This window comes from Paracoccus contaminans, from assembly GCF_002105555.1.
Taxonomy (GTDB): domain Bacteria; phylum Pseudomonadota; class Alphaproteobacteria; order Rhodobacterales; family Rhodobacteraceae; genus Paracoccus; species Paracoccus contaminans.
Genome location: NZ_CP020612.1, coordinates 1,654,023 through 1,670,068, shown reverse-complemented (window position 1 = coordinate 1,670,068; position 16,046 = coordinate 1,654,023). Strand labels below are relative to the sequence as shown.

Genomic DNA, 16,046 nt, shown 5'->3' with positions numbered 1-16,046 from the left:
AGCGCGGCCTGCGCATCATGGGCATCTTTGCCCGGCTGTGCCTGCGCGACGGCAAGCCGCGCTATCTCGATTTCATGCCCCGCGTCTGGGCGGCGGTGCGCCGCAATGCCGCCCATCCCGCGCTGGCGCCCTTGGCCGCCGCGCTGGAGGACGTGCCCGCGCCGACCCCGGTGGTGATCGCGGCGCTGCGCGAGCGCTGCGGCACGCAGGCGCCGCCCGACCGGATGATGCTGTTCGCCGCCGGCCGGGGCACCCGCATGGCGCCGCTGACGGATACCACGCCCAAGCCCCTGATCCCCGTGGCCGGGCGCCCGCTGCTGGATCATGCGCTGGACCTGGCCCGCGCGGGCGGGGCGCGCAAGGTGGTCGTGAACACCCATCACCTGGGCGAGCAGATCGCCCGCCACCTGGCCGGCACCAGCGTTGCGATTTCCGACGAAGGCGCGCGCCTGCTGGAAACGGGGGGCGGGCTGCGCAAGGCGCTGCCGCTGCTGGGGGCGGGGCCGGTGCTGACGCTGAACCCCGACGCGGTCTGGCGCGGCCCCAATCCGGTCGCGGGCCTGCGCGCGGCATGGAACGGGCTGCGCATGGACGCGCTGCTGATGCTGGTCCCGGTCGAGCGCGCCCGCGGGCGGATCGGGGGGGCGATTTCACGCTGGGTCCCGATGGCCGCATCCGCCGGGGCGGCCCCCTGGTCTATACCGGCGCGCAGGTCATCCGCACCGACCGGCTGGCCGCCATTCCCGATGCCGTGTTCTCGCTGAACCGGCTGTGGGACATGATGATCGCGGATGGGCGCGCCTTCGGCATCGTCCATCCGGGCGAATGGTGCGACGTGGGGCGGCCGGACTGCATCCCGCTTGCCCAGGCCCTGCTGGCGGAGGGCTGAGATGCGCGGCCTTTACGCCCTGCCACCCGGCGTCGATTTCGCGGCCGAGGTCGTGCGCGGCCTGCAGGCGCGCATGGCCCCGCGACCGCCCGAGGCGATGGCGTCGGTCACGATCTGGTGCAATTCGGGCCATACCCTGCGCGCGATCGAGGGGGCCTTTCACCGCGGGCCGGCAATGCTGCTGCCCCGCCTGCGGCTGGTCGCCGATCTGGGCGCAGAGGCGGGGCCGGCGGCCGCGCCCCTGGGGCGGCTGCTGGATTTGTCGCAGCTGGTCGCCCGCGCCCTGCCCGAGGCCGAAGGACAGTCGCTGCCCGCGCTGACCCGCTCGCTGGCCGATCTGATGGCCGAGATGCAATCCGAGGGCCTGCCCCCCGAGGCGCTCGACGCCATCGACGCGGCCGACCACGCCGCCCACTGGCAGCGGGCCCTGGCCTTTTTGCGCATCGCCGCGCGCTTTCACCTTGAGGGCGACCCCGTTGACCGCGAGGCGCTGCAACGGCTGGCGGCCGAGCGGCTGGCGGCGGACTGGGCGGCGGGCCGCAACCTGCCCGGCGGGCCGGTGATCGTCGCCGGCTCCACCGGATCGCATGGGGCGACGCGGCTGTTCATGCAAGCCGTCGCGGCCCTGCCCGACGGCGCCGTGATCCTGCCCGGATATGACGAGACGATGCCGGCGGGGATGCTGGCGGACGGGCAGGACGACCACCCCCAGGCCCGCTTCACCCCCTTGGTCGCGGCGGCGGGAACGCCGCGCGCCTGGACCGACGCGCCCCCGCCCGACCAGGGCCGCGGGCGGCTGGTCAGCCTGGCGCTGCGCCCCGCCCCGGTCACCGATCAGTGGGTGGCCGAAGGGCCGTCGCTGGGGCCGCTGGCCGATGCCGCCCGCGGCATGACGCTGATCGAGGCCGACACCCCCGCCGCCGAGGCGAACGCGATCGCCGTCCTGATCCGCAGCGCGGTCGAAGGCGGCCGGGCGGTGACGCTGATCGCCGCCGACCGGACGCTGACGCGCCGCGTCACGGCGGCGCTGGACCGCTGGTCGATCCGCCCTGACGACAGCGCCGGGGCGCCGCTGCCGCTGACCGCGGCGGGGCTTTTCCTGCGCCATATCGCCGAACTGCCGCTCTCGCCCCTGGGCATTGCGCCGCTGCTGGTGCTGCTCAAGCATCCGCTGACGGCGACGGGCATGGGGGCGGACGACAAGGCCCGCCGCGCCGCGCGCCGGGCCCATCTGCTGCACACGCGCGATCTGGAACTGAAGCTGCGCCGCGACGGCCCGGCCTTCCCGGACGGCGCGGCGCTGCGCCGCTGGGCCGAACGGGGGGGCACGGCCCCTGCGCGGGCGGTCTGGGCGCAGGGCATCGCGGCGCTGCTTGACGAGACGCTGCCCCTGATCGCCCGGGCCGATGCCCTGCCGCTGGGCGAACACGCCGCCCGCCACCGCCATCTGGCGGAAATCTGGGCCGCCGGTCCTGGCGGCGATGTCGAAGCCTCGCAGCTTTACGCCGAGCAGGCGGGCGAGCAGGCGCGCGCGGTGCTGGACCATCTGGCCCTTTACGCGGGGCGCGGCCCGGCGGCGGGGGCGCATGACTTTGCCGCGCTGCTGGCCGACCAGTTGCAGGCGAAGGCGGTGCGCACCGAGGCGGATGCCCACCCCCTGGTGCGCATCCGCGGCCCGCGCGAGGCCCGGACCGAGGCGACCGGCCTTGTCATCCTGGGCGGGCTGAACGAAGGGGGCTGGCCGCAGGCGCTGGACCCCGACCCCTGGCTGTCGCGCCCGATGCGGCGGCAGGCGGGGCTGACGCTGCCCGAACGGCGCATCGGGCTGGCCGCCCATGATTTCCAGATCGCCGTCGCCGCCGAGGAGGTCGTGCTGACCCGCGCCCGCCGCAACGACGAGGCCGAGACGATCCCCTCGCGCTGGCTGAACCGGCTGGTCAACCTGATGGCCGGCCTGCCCGGTCAGGGCGGCCCCGAGGCGCTGGAGGGGATGCGGGCGCGGGGGCGGGCCTGGCTCGACATGGCCGCTGCCCTGGCCGAGCCGCAGCCCGCCGACCGCGCGCCCCCCGCGCCGCGCCCCTCGCCCCTGCCCCCCGCCCCGGCGCTGTCCGAGCTGTCGGTCACGGCCGTATCGCGCCTGATCCGCGACCCTTATGCCGTCTATGCCGACAAGGTGCTGGGCCTGCGCCCGCTGGACCCGCTGCGCCCCCAGCCCGACGCGGCCGAACGGGGCAACGTGCTGCACGACATCGTGCGGCTGTTCCTGACCCCGCCCCCCACGGCGATGGACCCGCCCGAGGCGCTGCGCGAGCGGCTGATGCAGGCCGCCGACACGGTCCTGGCCCGGCAGGTGCCCTGGCCCTCGGTGCGCATGTTCTGGCGCGCCCGCATCGCCGCGATCGCCGGCCCTCTGTCGCGCCAGGAACATGAGCGCCTGCACGAGGGCGAGCCGGTGACGGTGGAAACCCGGCGCAGCCTCGATCTGCCGGGGCTTGGCTTCACGCTGACGGCGCGGCCCGACCGGATCGACCGGCTGCGGGATGGAAGGGCGGTGATCTATGACTACAAGTCAGGCGCCCCGCCCACGCGAAAGCAGATGCTGGCCTTCGACAAGCAGCTTCCGCTTGAGGCGGCGATGGTCGAACGGGGGGCCTTCGGCGCGCCGATGGCGGTTGCCGATCTGCGCTATATCCGCCTGGGCGGGGACGGGGCGGTCCAACCCCGCGGCTGGGACGACGAGATGCGCGCGACATGGGACGGGTTCGTGGAGCTGATCGGGGGCTATCTGTCCGGCGCGCACGGCTTTACCGCCCGCCGCGCGATGGAGCGGACGGCCGGCGGCTCGGCCTATGACCAGCTCAGCCGCCATGGCGAATGGTCCGATGCCGATGCGCCCTGCCGGATCGAGGTCGGCCGTGACTGAACCGGACGCCGGCGCACCCCCTGCCCCCCGCTTCGATGGGGCCACGCTGAACCAGCATCGCGCGGCCGATCCGGGCCGGTCCACCTGGCTGACCGCCAATGCCGGGTCGGGCAAGACCAGCGTGCTGACCGACCGGGTGGCGCGGCTGCTGCTGGGCGGCACCCGCCCCGAACGCATCCTGTGCCTGACCTATACCAAAGCGGCCGCGACCGAGATGCAGAACCGCCTGCTGCGGCGCCTGGGCGAATGGGCGATGCTGGACGATGCGCGCCTGACCGCCGCGCTGGACGGGGTGGGCCTTGGCCGCGGCGCCGACCTGAACGCCGCCCGCCGCCTGTTCGCGCAGGCGATCGAGACGCCCGGCGGGCTGAAGGTGCAGACGATCCACAGCTTCTGCGCGGGCGTCCTGCGGCGCTTTCCGCTCGAGGCCGGGGTGCCGCACGGCTTTGCGGAACTGGACGAGCGGACGGGCGCGAACCTGCGCGCGGCGGTGATCGAGCAGATGGCGGCGGATGAGGCGCCCCAGATGGCCGACCTGCTGGAGCTGCGCTCGGATGACGGGCTGGACGGCTTTCTGGCAGGGCTGCGCGATTTCGATGCGCCGCCCTGCCCGGAAAGGCTGTGGGCCGATTGCGGCCTGCCCCCCGCCTTTGACGAGGCGGCGCTGCTGGCAGACTGTCTTGACGGCGATGAGGCGACGCTGATCCCGGCGCTGATCGCCCTGCTGGATACGGGCGGCACCACTGACATCAGGGCCGCCGCCGCCCTGCGCCGGGGCTGCTGGGACAAGGCCGGGGTCGACGAGATCGCGCTGCTCGAAGCCGTGCTGCTGACCGGCGAGAGCGCCAAGGCCCCCTTCAGCGCCAAGCTGGGCGGCTTTCCGACCAAGGCGCTGCGCAACGGGCCATGCGCGCCCCTGATGGGCGCGCTTGAGGCATTGATGAGCCGGATCGAGGCCGCGCGCCCAAGGCGGCTGGCCCTTGCCCATGCGCAGCGGACACTGGCGCTGCACCGCTTCGGCCATGCGTTCTGCCAGCGTTACGCGGCCGCCAAGCGGGCGGGCGGCTGGCTGGATTTCGACGACCTGATCGCGCGGACGGCGCGGCTGCTGGACAGCGCGGCGATGGCGCAATGGGTGCTGTTCCGGCTGGACGGCGGCATCGACCACATCCTGGTGGACGAGGCGCAGGACACCTCGCCGGCGCAGTGGCAGGTGATCGAACGCCTTGCCGCCGAGTTCACCGCCGGCGAGGGCGCGGCCGACCGCCCCCCCGAACATCCGCGCACCCTGTTCGTCGTGGGCGATCCCAAGCAGTCGATCTATTCCTTCCAGGGCGCGGACATGCAGGTCTTCGCCCAGCGGCGCGACGCCTTTGCAACGGCCTTTGCGCAGGCCGGGCGCCCCATGCAGGACGAGGCGCTGCTGCATTCCTTTCGCTCGTCCCCGGCAATCCTGTCGCTGACGGATGCGGTCTTTCAGGGCAATGCGGCGCAGGGCCTGGGCGATCGCCCGCCCCGGCACATCGCCTTCTGGGACCGCATGCCGGGGCGGGTCGATCTGTGGACCCCCGTGCCCGAACCGGAAAGGCCCGAGGCCGCGGAATGGCATCGCCCGGTGGACGCGGCCGCGCCCGATGCCGCGGGCCGGGTGCTGGCCGATGCGGTCGCGGCCGCGGTCGCGCAGATGATCGGCACGCCCATCCTGCCCCGCCGCAGCGATGCGGCCCGCCCGATCCGGCCGGGCGACGTGCTGATCCTCGTGCAGCGGCGCGGCCCGATCTTTCACGAGATCATCCGTGCGCTGAAGCAGGCCCGCCTGCCGGTCGCCGGGGCCGACCGGCTGCGCCTGGGGGGCGAGCTGGCGGTGCGCGACATCCGCGCCGTGCTGTCGGCCCTGGCCACGCCCGAGGATGACCTGTCGCTGGCCTGCGCGCTGCGCTCGCCCCTGTTCGGGCTGGACGAGGATGCGCTCTACCGGCTGGCCGCGCATCGCCGCGGCTATCTGATCGAGGCGCTGCGCGCCTCGGACCACCGCGCGGCGATGGCGGTGATCGAGGATCTGCAGGCGCGCGCCGATTTCCTGCGCCCGCACGATCTGATCGCGCGGCTGCTGGTGCGCCATGGCGGGCGGGCGCGGCTGGTCGGGCGGCTCGGCCCCGAGGCCGAGGACGGCATAGACGAGCTGCTGTCCCAGGCGCTGGCCTATGAACGGGCCGAGGCGCCTTCGCTGACCGGGTTCCTGGCCTGGCTGGCCGACGATCAGGCCGAGATCAGGCGCCAGCCCGGCACGGCAGGCGAGGGCGAGGGGCTGATCCGCGTCATGACCGTGCATGGCGCCAAGGGGCTGGAAAGCCCGATCGTGATCCTGCCGGACTGTGCGGCCCGCAAGGGCGCCCCGCCCGGCCTGCCGCTGGTCATGCCCGATGCCGGGCCGCCGGCGCATTGGCGCCCCGCCAAGGCCCAGCAGACCGGAGCCGTCGCCGCCTGGGTCGCCCGCGACCGCCGCCGGATCGAGGAAGAACGCCGCCGCCTGCTGTATGTGGCGATGACACGCGCGGAAAGCTGGCTGATCGTCGCCGCGGCCGGCGACACCGGGGGCGACGCCGGGGACGGCACGGGGGACGATGCCGGCAGCGATGCGGCGGGGGGCAGCCAAAGCTGGCACGCGATGGTGCAGGCCGGCTTTGACCGCGCCGCGCTGCACGGGCTGACCGAAACCCGCATCGACGATGGCCGGGGCGGGCAGATGCGCAGATTGTCCTTCGGCCAATGGCCCGCCGCCGCCGACGCGGCCGGCCGGGACGGGTCCGAGGCGGCGGCGCTGCCCGCATGGCTGCGCCAGGATGCCCCGCCCGCCCCCCGCCCCCCCGTCCCGTCGCGGCAACGGCGCTGGGGGGCGACAAGGTGCTGCCCGGCGATCCTTCGGCCGGGGCGCAGGACCGTGCCGCGGCGCTGCGGGGGGGCACGCGGCTGCACCTGCTGCTGGAACACCTGCCCGGCACGGCGCGCGAGGGCTGGCCCGCCCGCGCGGCGGCCCTGCTGGCGGGAACCGAGGACGGCGTTCCGACACGGGCAGAGCTGGCGGCGCTGCTGGACGATCTGGCCGCCATCGTCGAGGCCGAGGCGCTGGGGGATGTCTTTGCCCCCCCGCCCGGCGCGCAGGTGCTGCGCGAAGTTCCCCTGACCGCGCCGCTGCCGGGGGGCGGGCGGCTGACGGGCGTGATCGACCGGCTGATCGTGACCGATCAGGGCGTCACCGCCATCGACTACAAGTCGAACGCCGTCGTGCCGGCGGATGCGGGGGGCACGCCTTCGGGCTATCTGCGGCAGATGGCGGCCTATCGGCACGCGCTGCGGGCGATCTGGCCGGGACGGCGGATCGACACGGCGATCCTGTGGACCGCCGCGCGGGAACTGATGGCGCTGCCCGACGCGCTGCTGGACGAGGCCTGGGACGCGGCGCTGCGCGACCTTGACCCGGAACGGGGGCGCTCCTAGCTGTGAAGGCAACCAACGGTCCATGAAGGAGCCACAGATGGCCACGATGAAAGCCACCGACGCCGATTTCGACAGCGTCGTCCGCCAGTCCGATGTTCCCGTCATCGTCGATTTCTGGGCGGAATGGTGCGGCCCGTGCCGGCAGATCGGCCCCTCGCTTGAGGAACTGTCCGACGAATATGCGGGCAAGGTCAGGATCGTGAAGGTGAACGTGGACGAGAACCCCGATGCCCCGGCCCAGCTGGGCGTGCGCGGCATCCCGGCGCTGTTCATGTTCAAGGACGGTCAGGTCGTCTCGAACCGCATGGGCGCGGCGCCCAAGGCCTCGCTCAAGGCGTGGATCGACGAATCGATCTGACGCAGGCGGCGGCACCCGGCGGCGCCCTGTCCCTGGCGGACGGGCGCCGTTCTTCCATCCTCAGCCCGCAGCGGGTGCGCCGGTCCCCAGTTCATGCAGCGCGCGGGGACGGCCGAAATAATAGCCCTGCATCAGCCTGATTCCATGCTGCTTGAGACAGGCAAGCTCGCCCGGCGTTTCCACCCCTTCGGCCACAATCTCCATCCCCAGCCCCTCGGACAGCCCGACCAGGTGGCGCAGCATCACCCCGGCCCGTTCGTTCACGCAGCAATGGCGCACCAGATCGCGCGAGAGCTTGATGCCGTCGAACTGCCCCGACGTGATATGGGACAGCATTGCATATTCTGTCCCGAAATCGTCCAGCACGGTGCGAAAGCCATGCTGGCGCAGGCGGGCGAAGGCATCGCTGCCAGCCAGCACCGCCATGTTCACGCTTTCCGTCAGCTCCAGCGTGATCCGCTGGGGGGCGATGGCGTATTCGCGGGCGATGGCAAGGACATCGTCGGCAAAATCCGGTGCGGCAAGCTGGCGGGCCGAGACGTTGAGATTGACGCGGATATCGGGTGCGGTGCCTGCCATGTCGGCGCAGGCGCGCCGCAGGACCCAGCGCCCCAGTTCGGCGATCAGGCCGTTCTGTTCGGCCAGATGCACGAAGGTGGATGGCCCGATGCGGCCGAACTGGGGATGCTGCCAGCGGATCAGCGCCTCGACCGATACCTGCGCGCCGCTGTCCACATCCACGATCGGCTGATATTCCAGAAAGAACTCGTCATTGCGGCAGGCAGGGGCGATGGCGCGCAGCAGAAGCTCGCGCCGGTCCGATTCGGCCTGCATCCGGGCGTTGTGAACGACGATGCCTCCCGATTGCGCCTTGGCCCGGCGCAGCGCAAGGTCGGCCTTGCGCAGGACCATCGAGCCAGGGTCGGGGTCGTCCCAGTCTGCATCGGCGATGCCGGCGCTGAAGGACAGGGGGACAAGCAGATCGCCTATGGCGATCCCGGCGGTGCTGGCACCGGCCAGGGCCGCGCACATCGCCCGCGCCTCGTCCCCGTCAGCGACTGCGACGCAGAATTCATCCCCGCCCATCCGCGCGCATAGCGAATGGGCAGGCGCCGCCGCGACCAGCATCTGCCCCAGCCGCACCAGAAAACGATCCCCGACCTGATGGCCGTGCAGGTCGTTGATCGCCTTGAACCCGTCCACGTCCAGCATGACCACCGTCGCGCTTGCCTGCCGGTCGCGCAGCCGCGTCAGATAGGCCGACAGCGTGCGCCGGTTGCCAAGCCCGGTCAGCGCGTCGCGTTCGGCCAGATAGCGCGCCCGGTCCAAGGCCCGACGCTGGTCGTGGATATCCTCAAGCGTGCCGACCCATTCCGCGGCAAAGCTGCTCCGCTCGCTCAGGCGCACGCCGCGGCCGCGCACCCATCGCCAGCGTCGGTCGCGGTCCAGCACGCGGCATTCGATCTGAAGGCTATCGCCCATCGCCTGATTGCGGAAATCAAGCAGCATCTGATCGTCGGGATGAAAGGCCGCAACATAGCCGCGGCCGATCGCCTCATCCGCGGGGCGGCCGGTCAACTGCTCCCATCCGGTGATGCCGGTCATCTGCCCCGTGTCATCGGCGCGCCACAGCACCAGCGCGCCGGCACGCACGACCGCGCGATAGCGTTCGCGAAGCCGGCCGCGAAACTCGTCGCCCGTTTTCGCCATGCCGGCGTCGCTTTCAAAATCAATGTCCGGCGATGAGGGGTTCGGCCAATGCGTCGTCATCTTACCCCGATGAATAAAACAAACGAAATCAGGATCGTCTGCCGCGGCAGGACAAACATCTTGCTGGAACCGCCGGGGCCTTGGGCAGGCAGCAATCCGCGGCGGACCCGCACGGGTGATCCTAGCGGGGGGCCGTTCGTCAATCCAGTTCCATGAAGGCCGCGGCCCATGTTTTCCGCAAGGGTCGCCGCCCCGCCCATCAGGGTGCGCGCAGCCGCCCCCACCCTGATGGCTGGGCGGGACAGGACAGGGCAAGGCGGCCCAGCGTGCAGGCAGGCAGGCCGCCCAGCGGGGACGCGCGCCCGCTCAGCCCCGCAGCGATCCGCCCGAAGCCTTGCTCACCTTGTCCACGATACGGGCCGCGACCGCCTCGATCTCTGTCTCGGTCAGGGTCCGCTCGCGGGGTTGCAACCGCACGGTGATCGCCACCGACTTGCGCCCCGGTCCCATCTGGGCAGCGGCCCGCTCGCCGCGGAACTCGTCAAAAACCGTGACGCCGGCGATCAGGGCCTTGTCCGCCCCCTGCGCGGCGTTGACGATGACCGCGGCCTCGACCTGATCGTCCACCACGAATGCAAAGTCGCGGTCGACCGGCTGCAGGTCGCTGGCCATCAGGGCCGGGCGGGTCGGCACCCTGGCCTTGGGCAGCGGGATATCGGCGACATGAACGCTCAGCGCCACGGCCGGGCCCTTGACGTTCATCGCCCGCAGGATGCGGGGGTGAAGCTCGCCGAAGGTCGCCAGGCGGTTGGGGCCAAGCTGGATATTGCCCGCGCGGCCAGGATGCCACCAGCCGTCGAGCCGGCGGTCGATCTGCACCCGTGCGGGCGCGCCAATGGCGGCCAGGATCGCCTCGGCATCGGCCTTGGCGTCATAAGGATCGACCGGCCGGCGGCTGGCATGGGGATCGCGGGGGGCGCTGGCGCCCACCAGCAGGGCAGACAGGCGGACCGCCTGCTCGCCCGGCTCGCCCCCGGTAAAGACGGGGCCGATCTCGAACAGGGCAAGGTCCATGAAGCCGCGCGCCTGGTTGCGCGCCGCCGCGGCCAGCAGGCCGGGCAGCAGGTCGGGGCGCAGATGGCTCATCTCGCTGCTGATCGGGTTCTCGATCCGCACCGCGTCAGACCCGCCGCCGAACAGCGCAGCCGAGGCCGCGTCGATGAAGCTGTAGGTGACGCATTCATTGTAACCCAGCGCCGCCGCCATGCGCCGCGCGGCGCCCATGCGCCGCTGCTGCGGCGTCAGGACGGGGGCGGGCACGCCCGGCGCGGGGCGCGGCAGGGGCTTGCCCTCCAGCCTCGTCAGGCTGGCGATGCGGGCGATCTCCTCGATCAGGTCGGCCTCGCCTTGCACGTCGGGGCGCCAGGACGGCACCTGCGCCATGTCGCCGTCCATGACAAAGCCCAGCTTTTCCAGCGTGGCGCGTTGATCGGCCTCGGGGATGTCCATGCCGACGAGGCTCTGCGTGCGCGCCGGGTCGAGCCGATAGGCGCGGGCATGATCGGGGGCGGCGCCCGCCTCGACCACGCGGCTCGCCTCGCCCCCGCACAGATCAAGGATCATGCGCGTCGCCAGTTCCAGCCCGTCGCGGGTAAAGGCCGGGTCCACGCCGCGTTCAAAGCGATAGCGCGCATCGCTGTTGATCTTGAGCGCCCGGCCCGTCGCGGCGATGCCGATGGGCTGCCAGAACGCGCTTTCAAGGAACACGTCGGTCGTCGCCTCGGTCACGCCCGAGGCCTCGCCCCCCATGATCCCGGCCAGGCTTTCCGGGCCGCCCGCGTCCGCGATCACCAGATCGCCGGGGCGCAGCGCATAGGCCCGCCCGTCCAGCGCCAGCAGGCTTTCGCCCGCCGCCGCGCCGCGCACCACCAGATCGCCCGCGACCTTGCCCGCGTCAAAGACATGCAGGGGGCGGTTCAGGTCATAGGTGAACAGGTTGGTGATATCGACCAGCGCGGAAATCGGCCGCAGCCCGATGGCCCGCAGCCGCCGTTGCAGCCATTCGGGCGACGGCCCGTTCGTCACGCCGCGGATCAGCCGGCCGGTGAAATGCGGGGCACGGTCCAGCACATCGGGGGCGATGGTGACGGCGATGGGGCTGTCAAAGCTGCCCGCGACAGGCACGATCCCCAGCGGCTTCAACGTGCCAAGGCCCCGCGCCGCCAGATCGCGGGCGATGCCGCGAATGCCCAGCGCGTCGGGGCGGTTGGGGGTGATCTTGATCTCGATCACGGGGTCGATCCTGTCCGGCGCGTTCTGGGCCAGCCAGTCCACGAAACGCTGACCGACCTGTCCCGAGGGCAGCTCGATGATGCCGTCATGTTCGTCGGACAGCATGAGTTCGCGTTCCGAGGCCATCATCCCGTGGCTCTCGATCCCGCGGATCTTGCCGACGCCCAGCGTGGTGTCGATGCCGGGGACATAGTCGCCCGGCTTGGCGAGCACGCCGATCAGCCCGGCGCGGGCGTTGGGCGCGCCGCAGACGATCTGCTTCTCGCCTTCGTCCGTGGCGACGCGCAGCACCCGCAGTCGGTCGGCGTCGGGGTGCGGCTGCGCGTGTTCGATCCGCGCGATGGTGAAGGATTGCAGCGCGGCGGCGGGGTCGTGGATGTCCTCGACCTCGAGCCCGAGGTCCGTCAGCGCGTCGGCGATCTCGGCGACGGAGGCCGTGGTGTCGAGGTGGTCACGGAGCCAAGAGAGGGTGAGTTTCATTTTTTTAGCATCCCTCGAATAAACCTTGCCGCGGGAATATTATTGCCGAAAGCAACGAACCTATTTTCTGCACATGCTCCATAGTCTGGAGGCATTGTGTCTCGCCGATGGCGGAGGACTACCAGAAACGGAATCGAAACGAGTATGGCGCCAACTGCCCCTAACAATTCAACATTTCCGGCAAATCTGGCCCCGCCAAAAATGATAAGTGCAGCACCCACTATCGTGCCGAAAACCTGGCCACTCGCCCTTGAACGTGCAAGCAGTCGCCCCAAAACGCCGCCAACAATTAGCGGAGCTATCGCCGCTCCAGCAAATGAAGCGCAAGCCATCAGGAGCGAATGGTAATTGGGCATTCTGGATATAGTGCCGTTCCGCGCAGCAACGATTAGAAACACTGACGTCATAAGGAGAGGCGCCCCAAGCACAACTGCTAACAGATGCCGCAGTCCTACTGACTTAGCCGAAGAGAAAACGAGATAGCCTACGCCGCCGACAGCGGTGAAAAACGGGAGCAGCAGAATGCCGATTAGCGAATCGGAGGAGTGACTCACCGACTCAACCCCCCGCTCACCGACGGCACATCCCCCGCCGCGAACCCATAGTGCCGCAACCACCGCAGATCGCTCTCAAAAAACGCCCGCAGGTCCGGGATGCCGTATTTCAGCATCGCGATACGGTCGATCCCCATGCCGAACGCAAAGCCCTGCCATTCCGCCGGATCAACACCCGCCGCGGCCAGCACCTTGGGATGCACCATGCCGGACCCTAGAATCTCCAGCCAGCTCTCCCCCTCGCCGATCTTCAGCTGGCCGCCGGACCAGTCGCAGCGGATGTCGACCTCGGCGGACGGCTCGGTGAAGGGGAAGTGCGAGGCGCGGAAGCGCAGCTCGACGCTCGGCACCTCGAAGAAGGCGCGGCAGAACTCCTCCAGCGTCCATTTCAGGTTCGCCATCGAGATGTCCTTGCCGATGGCCAGCCCCTCGACCTGGTGGAACATCGGCGTGTGCGTCTGGTCCATGTCCATGCGATAGACCCGGCCCGGCGCGATGATGCGGATGGGCGCGCCCTGCGCCTGCATGGCGCGGATCTGGACGGGCGAGGTGTGGGTGCGCAGGACGTGCGGCGGGCGGTCGTCGCCTGCGGCACGGGCCATGAAGAAGGTGTCGTGCTCCTGCCGGGCGGGGTGTTCGGGCGGGATGTTCAGCGCGTCAAAGTTGAACCAGTCGCTTTCGACCTGCGGCCCTTCGGCGACCGCGAAACCCATGTCGGCGAAGATCGCCGTCACCTCGTCCATCACCTGGCTGACCGGGTGGATGGTGCCGGCCGGGCGCGGGCGGCCCGGCAGCGTCACGTCCAGCCATTCGCCGGCCAGGCGCGCGTCCAGCTCGGCATCCTCCAGCGCGGTCTTGCGGGCGCGCAGGGCGGTGTCGATCTCGTCGCGCAGGCGGTTGAGGGCGGCGCCGCGGGTCTGGCGTTCCTCGGGCGTCATGCGGCCCAGTTCCTTCATCAGGGCGCTGATCTCGCCCTTCTTGCCCAGGGCGGCCAGCCGCACCTCCTCAAGCGCGGGGGCGCCTTCGGCCTGGGCCACGCGGGAAAGCCAGGTCTGGCGCAGGGTGTCGGTGTCGGTCATCGCGGCCCTCGGGAACATGCGCGCGCAGCCTTAGCACGCTGGCGCGGCGGCGCAAAAGCCCCGGCCCCGCCCTCAGGGTGCAAAGATCAGCGCGACATAGGCCAGGAACAGCACCAGATGGACCGAACCGTGCAGCACATTGGTGCGCCGCGCGCCGAAGGTCTGCACCGCCGTCAGCAGCGACAGCGCGAGGATGATCTGGTTCGCCGGCCCCAGGCCCAGCACCACCGGCCGGTCGGTCAGCATCCCGATCAGCAGCACCGCGGGAACGGTCATCCCGATGGTGGACAACGCCGCCCCCAGCAGCAGGTTGACCGACCGCTGCAGGCGGTTGCGCAGCGCCGCGCGCACCGCGCTCATCCCCTCGGCCGCCAGGACGATGGTGGCGATGATGACCCCGCCCAGCGCCGTGGGCAGGCCCGCCGCCGCGATCCCCCCCTGCACCAGCGTCGACAGCGTCTTGGACAGCAGCACGATCGGGATCAGCGTCGCCAGCAGCAGCACGACATGCCCCCAGGTGCGATAATGGGCATGCCGGGGCTCGACCGGCGGCTCCTCCGGCTCGATGAAAAAGCCGCGATGGCGCGAAACCTGGATGAACAGGAACACCAGATAGAGCGCCAGCGTAACCACCAGAAAGAAGAGCGACTGGAACTCGGTGAAGGTGGGCGTGAAGCTCGAACTGGTATAGGCCGGCAGCACCAGCGAAAAGACGGCCAGCGGCACCAGAACCGACAGGAAGGCGCCCGCCCCTGACAGGTTGTAGCTCTGCTCGCCAAAGCGCAGCGCGCCCAGCAGCAGCGCCACGCCGACAAGGCCGTTCAGCACGATCATCAGCACCGCGAACATCGTATCGCGCGCGAGCGTCGGCTGTCCGTCCCCCGACAGCATGACGGCGACGATCAGCGCCGCCTCGATCCCGACGACAGACAGCGTCAGGATCAGCGTGCCGAACGGCTCGCCCAGACGCTCGGCCAGCGCCTCGGCATGGTGAACGACCGCCGATGCGCCCCAGATCATGACGGCGAACAGCCACAGGAAGGGCAAGGCCCCCGCCGCGCCCGAGACCGGCAGCATGGCCGACAGCGGCGAACGGAACAGGGCCAGCGTCAGCAGAACGACGACGATCGCCCGTTCCCTTGCCAGACCGGCGATGATCCTGCCCATTGCGCTCTCCGTCCTGCTGCGATGACGCAGGATTAGCAGCCGGCGCGGCCGAACAGAACGGCCCTGCCTGCAAAAGCGGTCGTTTTCCCGCTCGGTCACGAAAAAACCCGCGCTGGCGACAGCGCGGGTCGGCAGAAAAAGCAGGCTGCGCGATCAGGCGGCAGCGGCAACGGTGCCGGCGGCGGCGCGCGCCTGCGCGACCACGGCGGCAAAGGCTTCGGGTTCATGCACGGCCAGGTCCGCCAGCACCTTGCGGTCCACCTCGATCCCCGCCCGGCCCAGCGCGGCGATGAAGCGCGAATAGGTCATCTCGGCATCAACCGCGCGCACGGCGGCATTGATGCGCGCGATCCACAGCGCGCGGAAGTTGCGCTTGCGCACCTTGCGGTCGCGCGTGGCATACTGGTTGGCCTTGTCGACCGCTTGGGTCGCCGTGCGGAAATTGCGCGAGCGGTTGCCGTAATAGCCCTTGGCGGCGTCGAGGACCTTCTTGTGGCGGGCGTGCGTGACCTTGCCGGATTTCACTCGGGACATCGTTCGGTTCCTCGATCAGCGATTGTAGGGCATGTATTTCTTGACGATCTTCGCGTCCGCATCGGACAGGATCATCGTCCCCGTCACGTCGCGGATGAATTTCGTCGAGCGCTTGATCATGCCGTGGCGCTTGCCGGCCGGGCCGGCCTTGACCTTGCCCGACGCCGTCATCGAGAACCGCTTCTTGGCGGCCGACTTGGTCTTCATCTTCGGCATTTTCGTCTCCTCGTCAGAGTGAACGTGCGACTCGGCAATGCCATCGGGCCGGCCGCACGGGGGTTGGAAGCGCGCCTGATAGCGCCCTGGCCGCCCGAAGGCAAGGGCAGCGGCCGGTCAGACCCGGATCTCGCCCGCCAGCAGCCGCTGCCAGGCCAGGCCCAGATCCTGCACCCGGAAGGGCGTCGGGTCCAGGAACGCGCCGGCGATCAGCGCGCCCAGCCCGAAGACAAAGGCGATCGCCGCAGCGCGCGGCGGCTCGGTCCGGGCAAGCGCAGCGATCGCCAGGATGACCGACAGCGCCATCAGCGCGGTGCCGGCAAGGATCAGGATGTCGGACATGGGA

10 protein-coding genes and 2 pseudogenes are annotated in these 16,046 nt (G+C 70.8%); 5 read left to right on the top strand and 7 right to left on the bottom strand.

What is annotated here, in order from left to right; translation table 11 throughout:
- The first annotated feature begins 227 nt into the window (after positions 1 to 227).
- The 5 genes and pseudogenes from B0A89_RS14965 to trxA all read left to right on the top strand — a co-directional run bounded on the left by B0A89_RS14965 (position 228) and on the right by trxA (position 7,668).
- A pseudogene (locus B0A89_RS14965) lies at positions 228 to 889 on the top strand (nucleotidyltransferase family protein).
- A gap of 1 nt (position 890) precedes the next feature.
- Positions 891 to 3,812, top strand: coding sequence for a double-strand break repair protein AddB (addB, locus tag B0A89_RS07865; RefSeq protein WP_085377668.1), 2,922 nt, complete (start codon positions 891 to 893; stop codon positions 3,810 to 3,812).
- Positions 3,739 to 6,630, top strand: a pseudogene (gene addA / locus B0A89_RS07860) (double-strand break repair helicase AddA); the annotation flags it as partial. The gene addB and the pseudogene addA, both read left to right, overlap by 74 nt.
- Positions 6,582 to 7,310: a PD-(D/E)XK nuclease family protein gene (locus tag B0A89_RS15385; RefSeq protein WP_338045719.1), complete on the top strand. Its 729-nt coding sequence runs from the start codon at positions 6,582 to 6,584 to the stop codon at positions 7,308 to 7,310. The pseudogene addA and the gene B0A89_RS15385, both read left to right, overlap by 49 nt.
- 37 nt (positions 7,311 to 7,347) lie before the next feature.
- Positions 7,348 to 7,668: a thioredoxin gene (trxA, locus tag B0A89_RS07855; protein WP_085377667.1), complete on the top strand. Its 321-nt coding sequence runs from the start codon at positions 7,348 to 7,350 to the stop codon at positions 7,666 to 7,668.
- A 60-nt stretch (positions 7,669 to 7,728) separates the two neighbouring features.
- Here trxA and B0A89_RS07850 read toward each other — a convergent pair whose 3' ends face one another.
- From B0A89_RS07850 to B0A89_RS07820, 7 genes are all read right to left on the bottom strand, one after another.
- Positions 7,729 to 9,378, bottom strand: a complete 1,650-nt coding sequence (locus B0A89_RS07850) for a putative bifunctional diguanylate cyclase/phosphodiesterase (RefSeq protein ID WP_169712146.1) — start codon at positions 9,376 to 9,378, stop codon at positions 7,729 to 7,731.
- A gap of 366 nt (positions 9,379 to 9,744) precedes the next feature.
- A complete protein-coding gene (gene pheT, locus B0A89_RS07845; protein WP_085377665.1) occupies positions 9,745 to 12,150 on the bottom strand; it encodes a phenylalanine--tRNA ligase subunit beta in 2,406 nt (801 codons plus the stop codon).
- Between the two features lie 550 nt (positions 12,151 to 12,700).
- Positions 12,701 to 13,783 carry a phenylalanine--tRNA ligase subunit alpha gene (gene pheS / locus B0A89_RS07840; protein ID WP_085378829.1) on the bottom strand — a complete coding sequence of 361 codons (1,083 nt, stop codon included), beginning with the start codon at positions 13,781 to 13,783 and terminating at the stop codon, positions 12,701 to 12,703.
- 72 nt (positions 13,784 to 13,855) lie between these two features.
- Entirely contained in the window at positions 13,856 to 14,950 is a 1,095-nt protein-coding gene (locus B0A89_RS07835) for a calcium:cation antiporter (protein WP_085377664.1), read from the bottom strand.
- Positions 14,951 to 15,103: 153 nt separating this feature from the next.
- A complete protein-coding gene (gene rplT / locus B0A89_RS07830; protein WP_085377663.1) occupies positions 15,104 to 15,484 on the bottom strand; it encodes a 50S ribosomal protein L20 in 381 nt (126 codons plus the stop codon).
- Positions 15,485 to 15,499: 15 nt separating this feature from the next.
- Complete coding sequence (gene rpmI, locus B0A89_RS07825; RefSeq protein ID WP_024843601.1) at positions 15,500 to 15,700, bottom strand: 50S ribosomal protein L35; 201 nt, start codon at positions 15,698 to 15,700, stop codon at positions 15,500 to 15,502.
- A 117-nt stretch (positions 15,701 to 15,817) separates the two neighbouring features.
- Positions 15,818 to 16,042, bottom strand: coding sequence for a hypothetical protein (locus tag B0A89_RS07820; protein WP_085377662.1), 225 nt, complete (start codon positions 16,040 to 16,042; stop codon positions 15,818 to 15,820).
- Positions 16,043 to 16,046 lie beyond the last annotated feature (4 nt).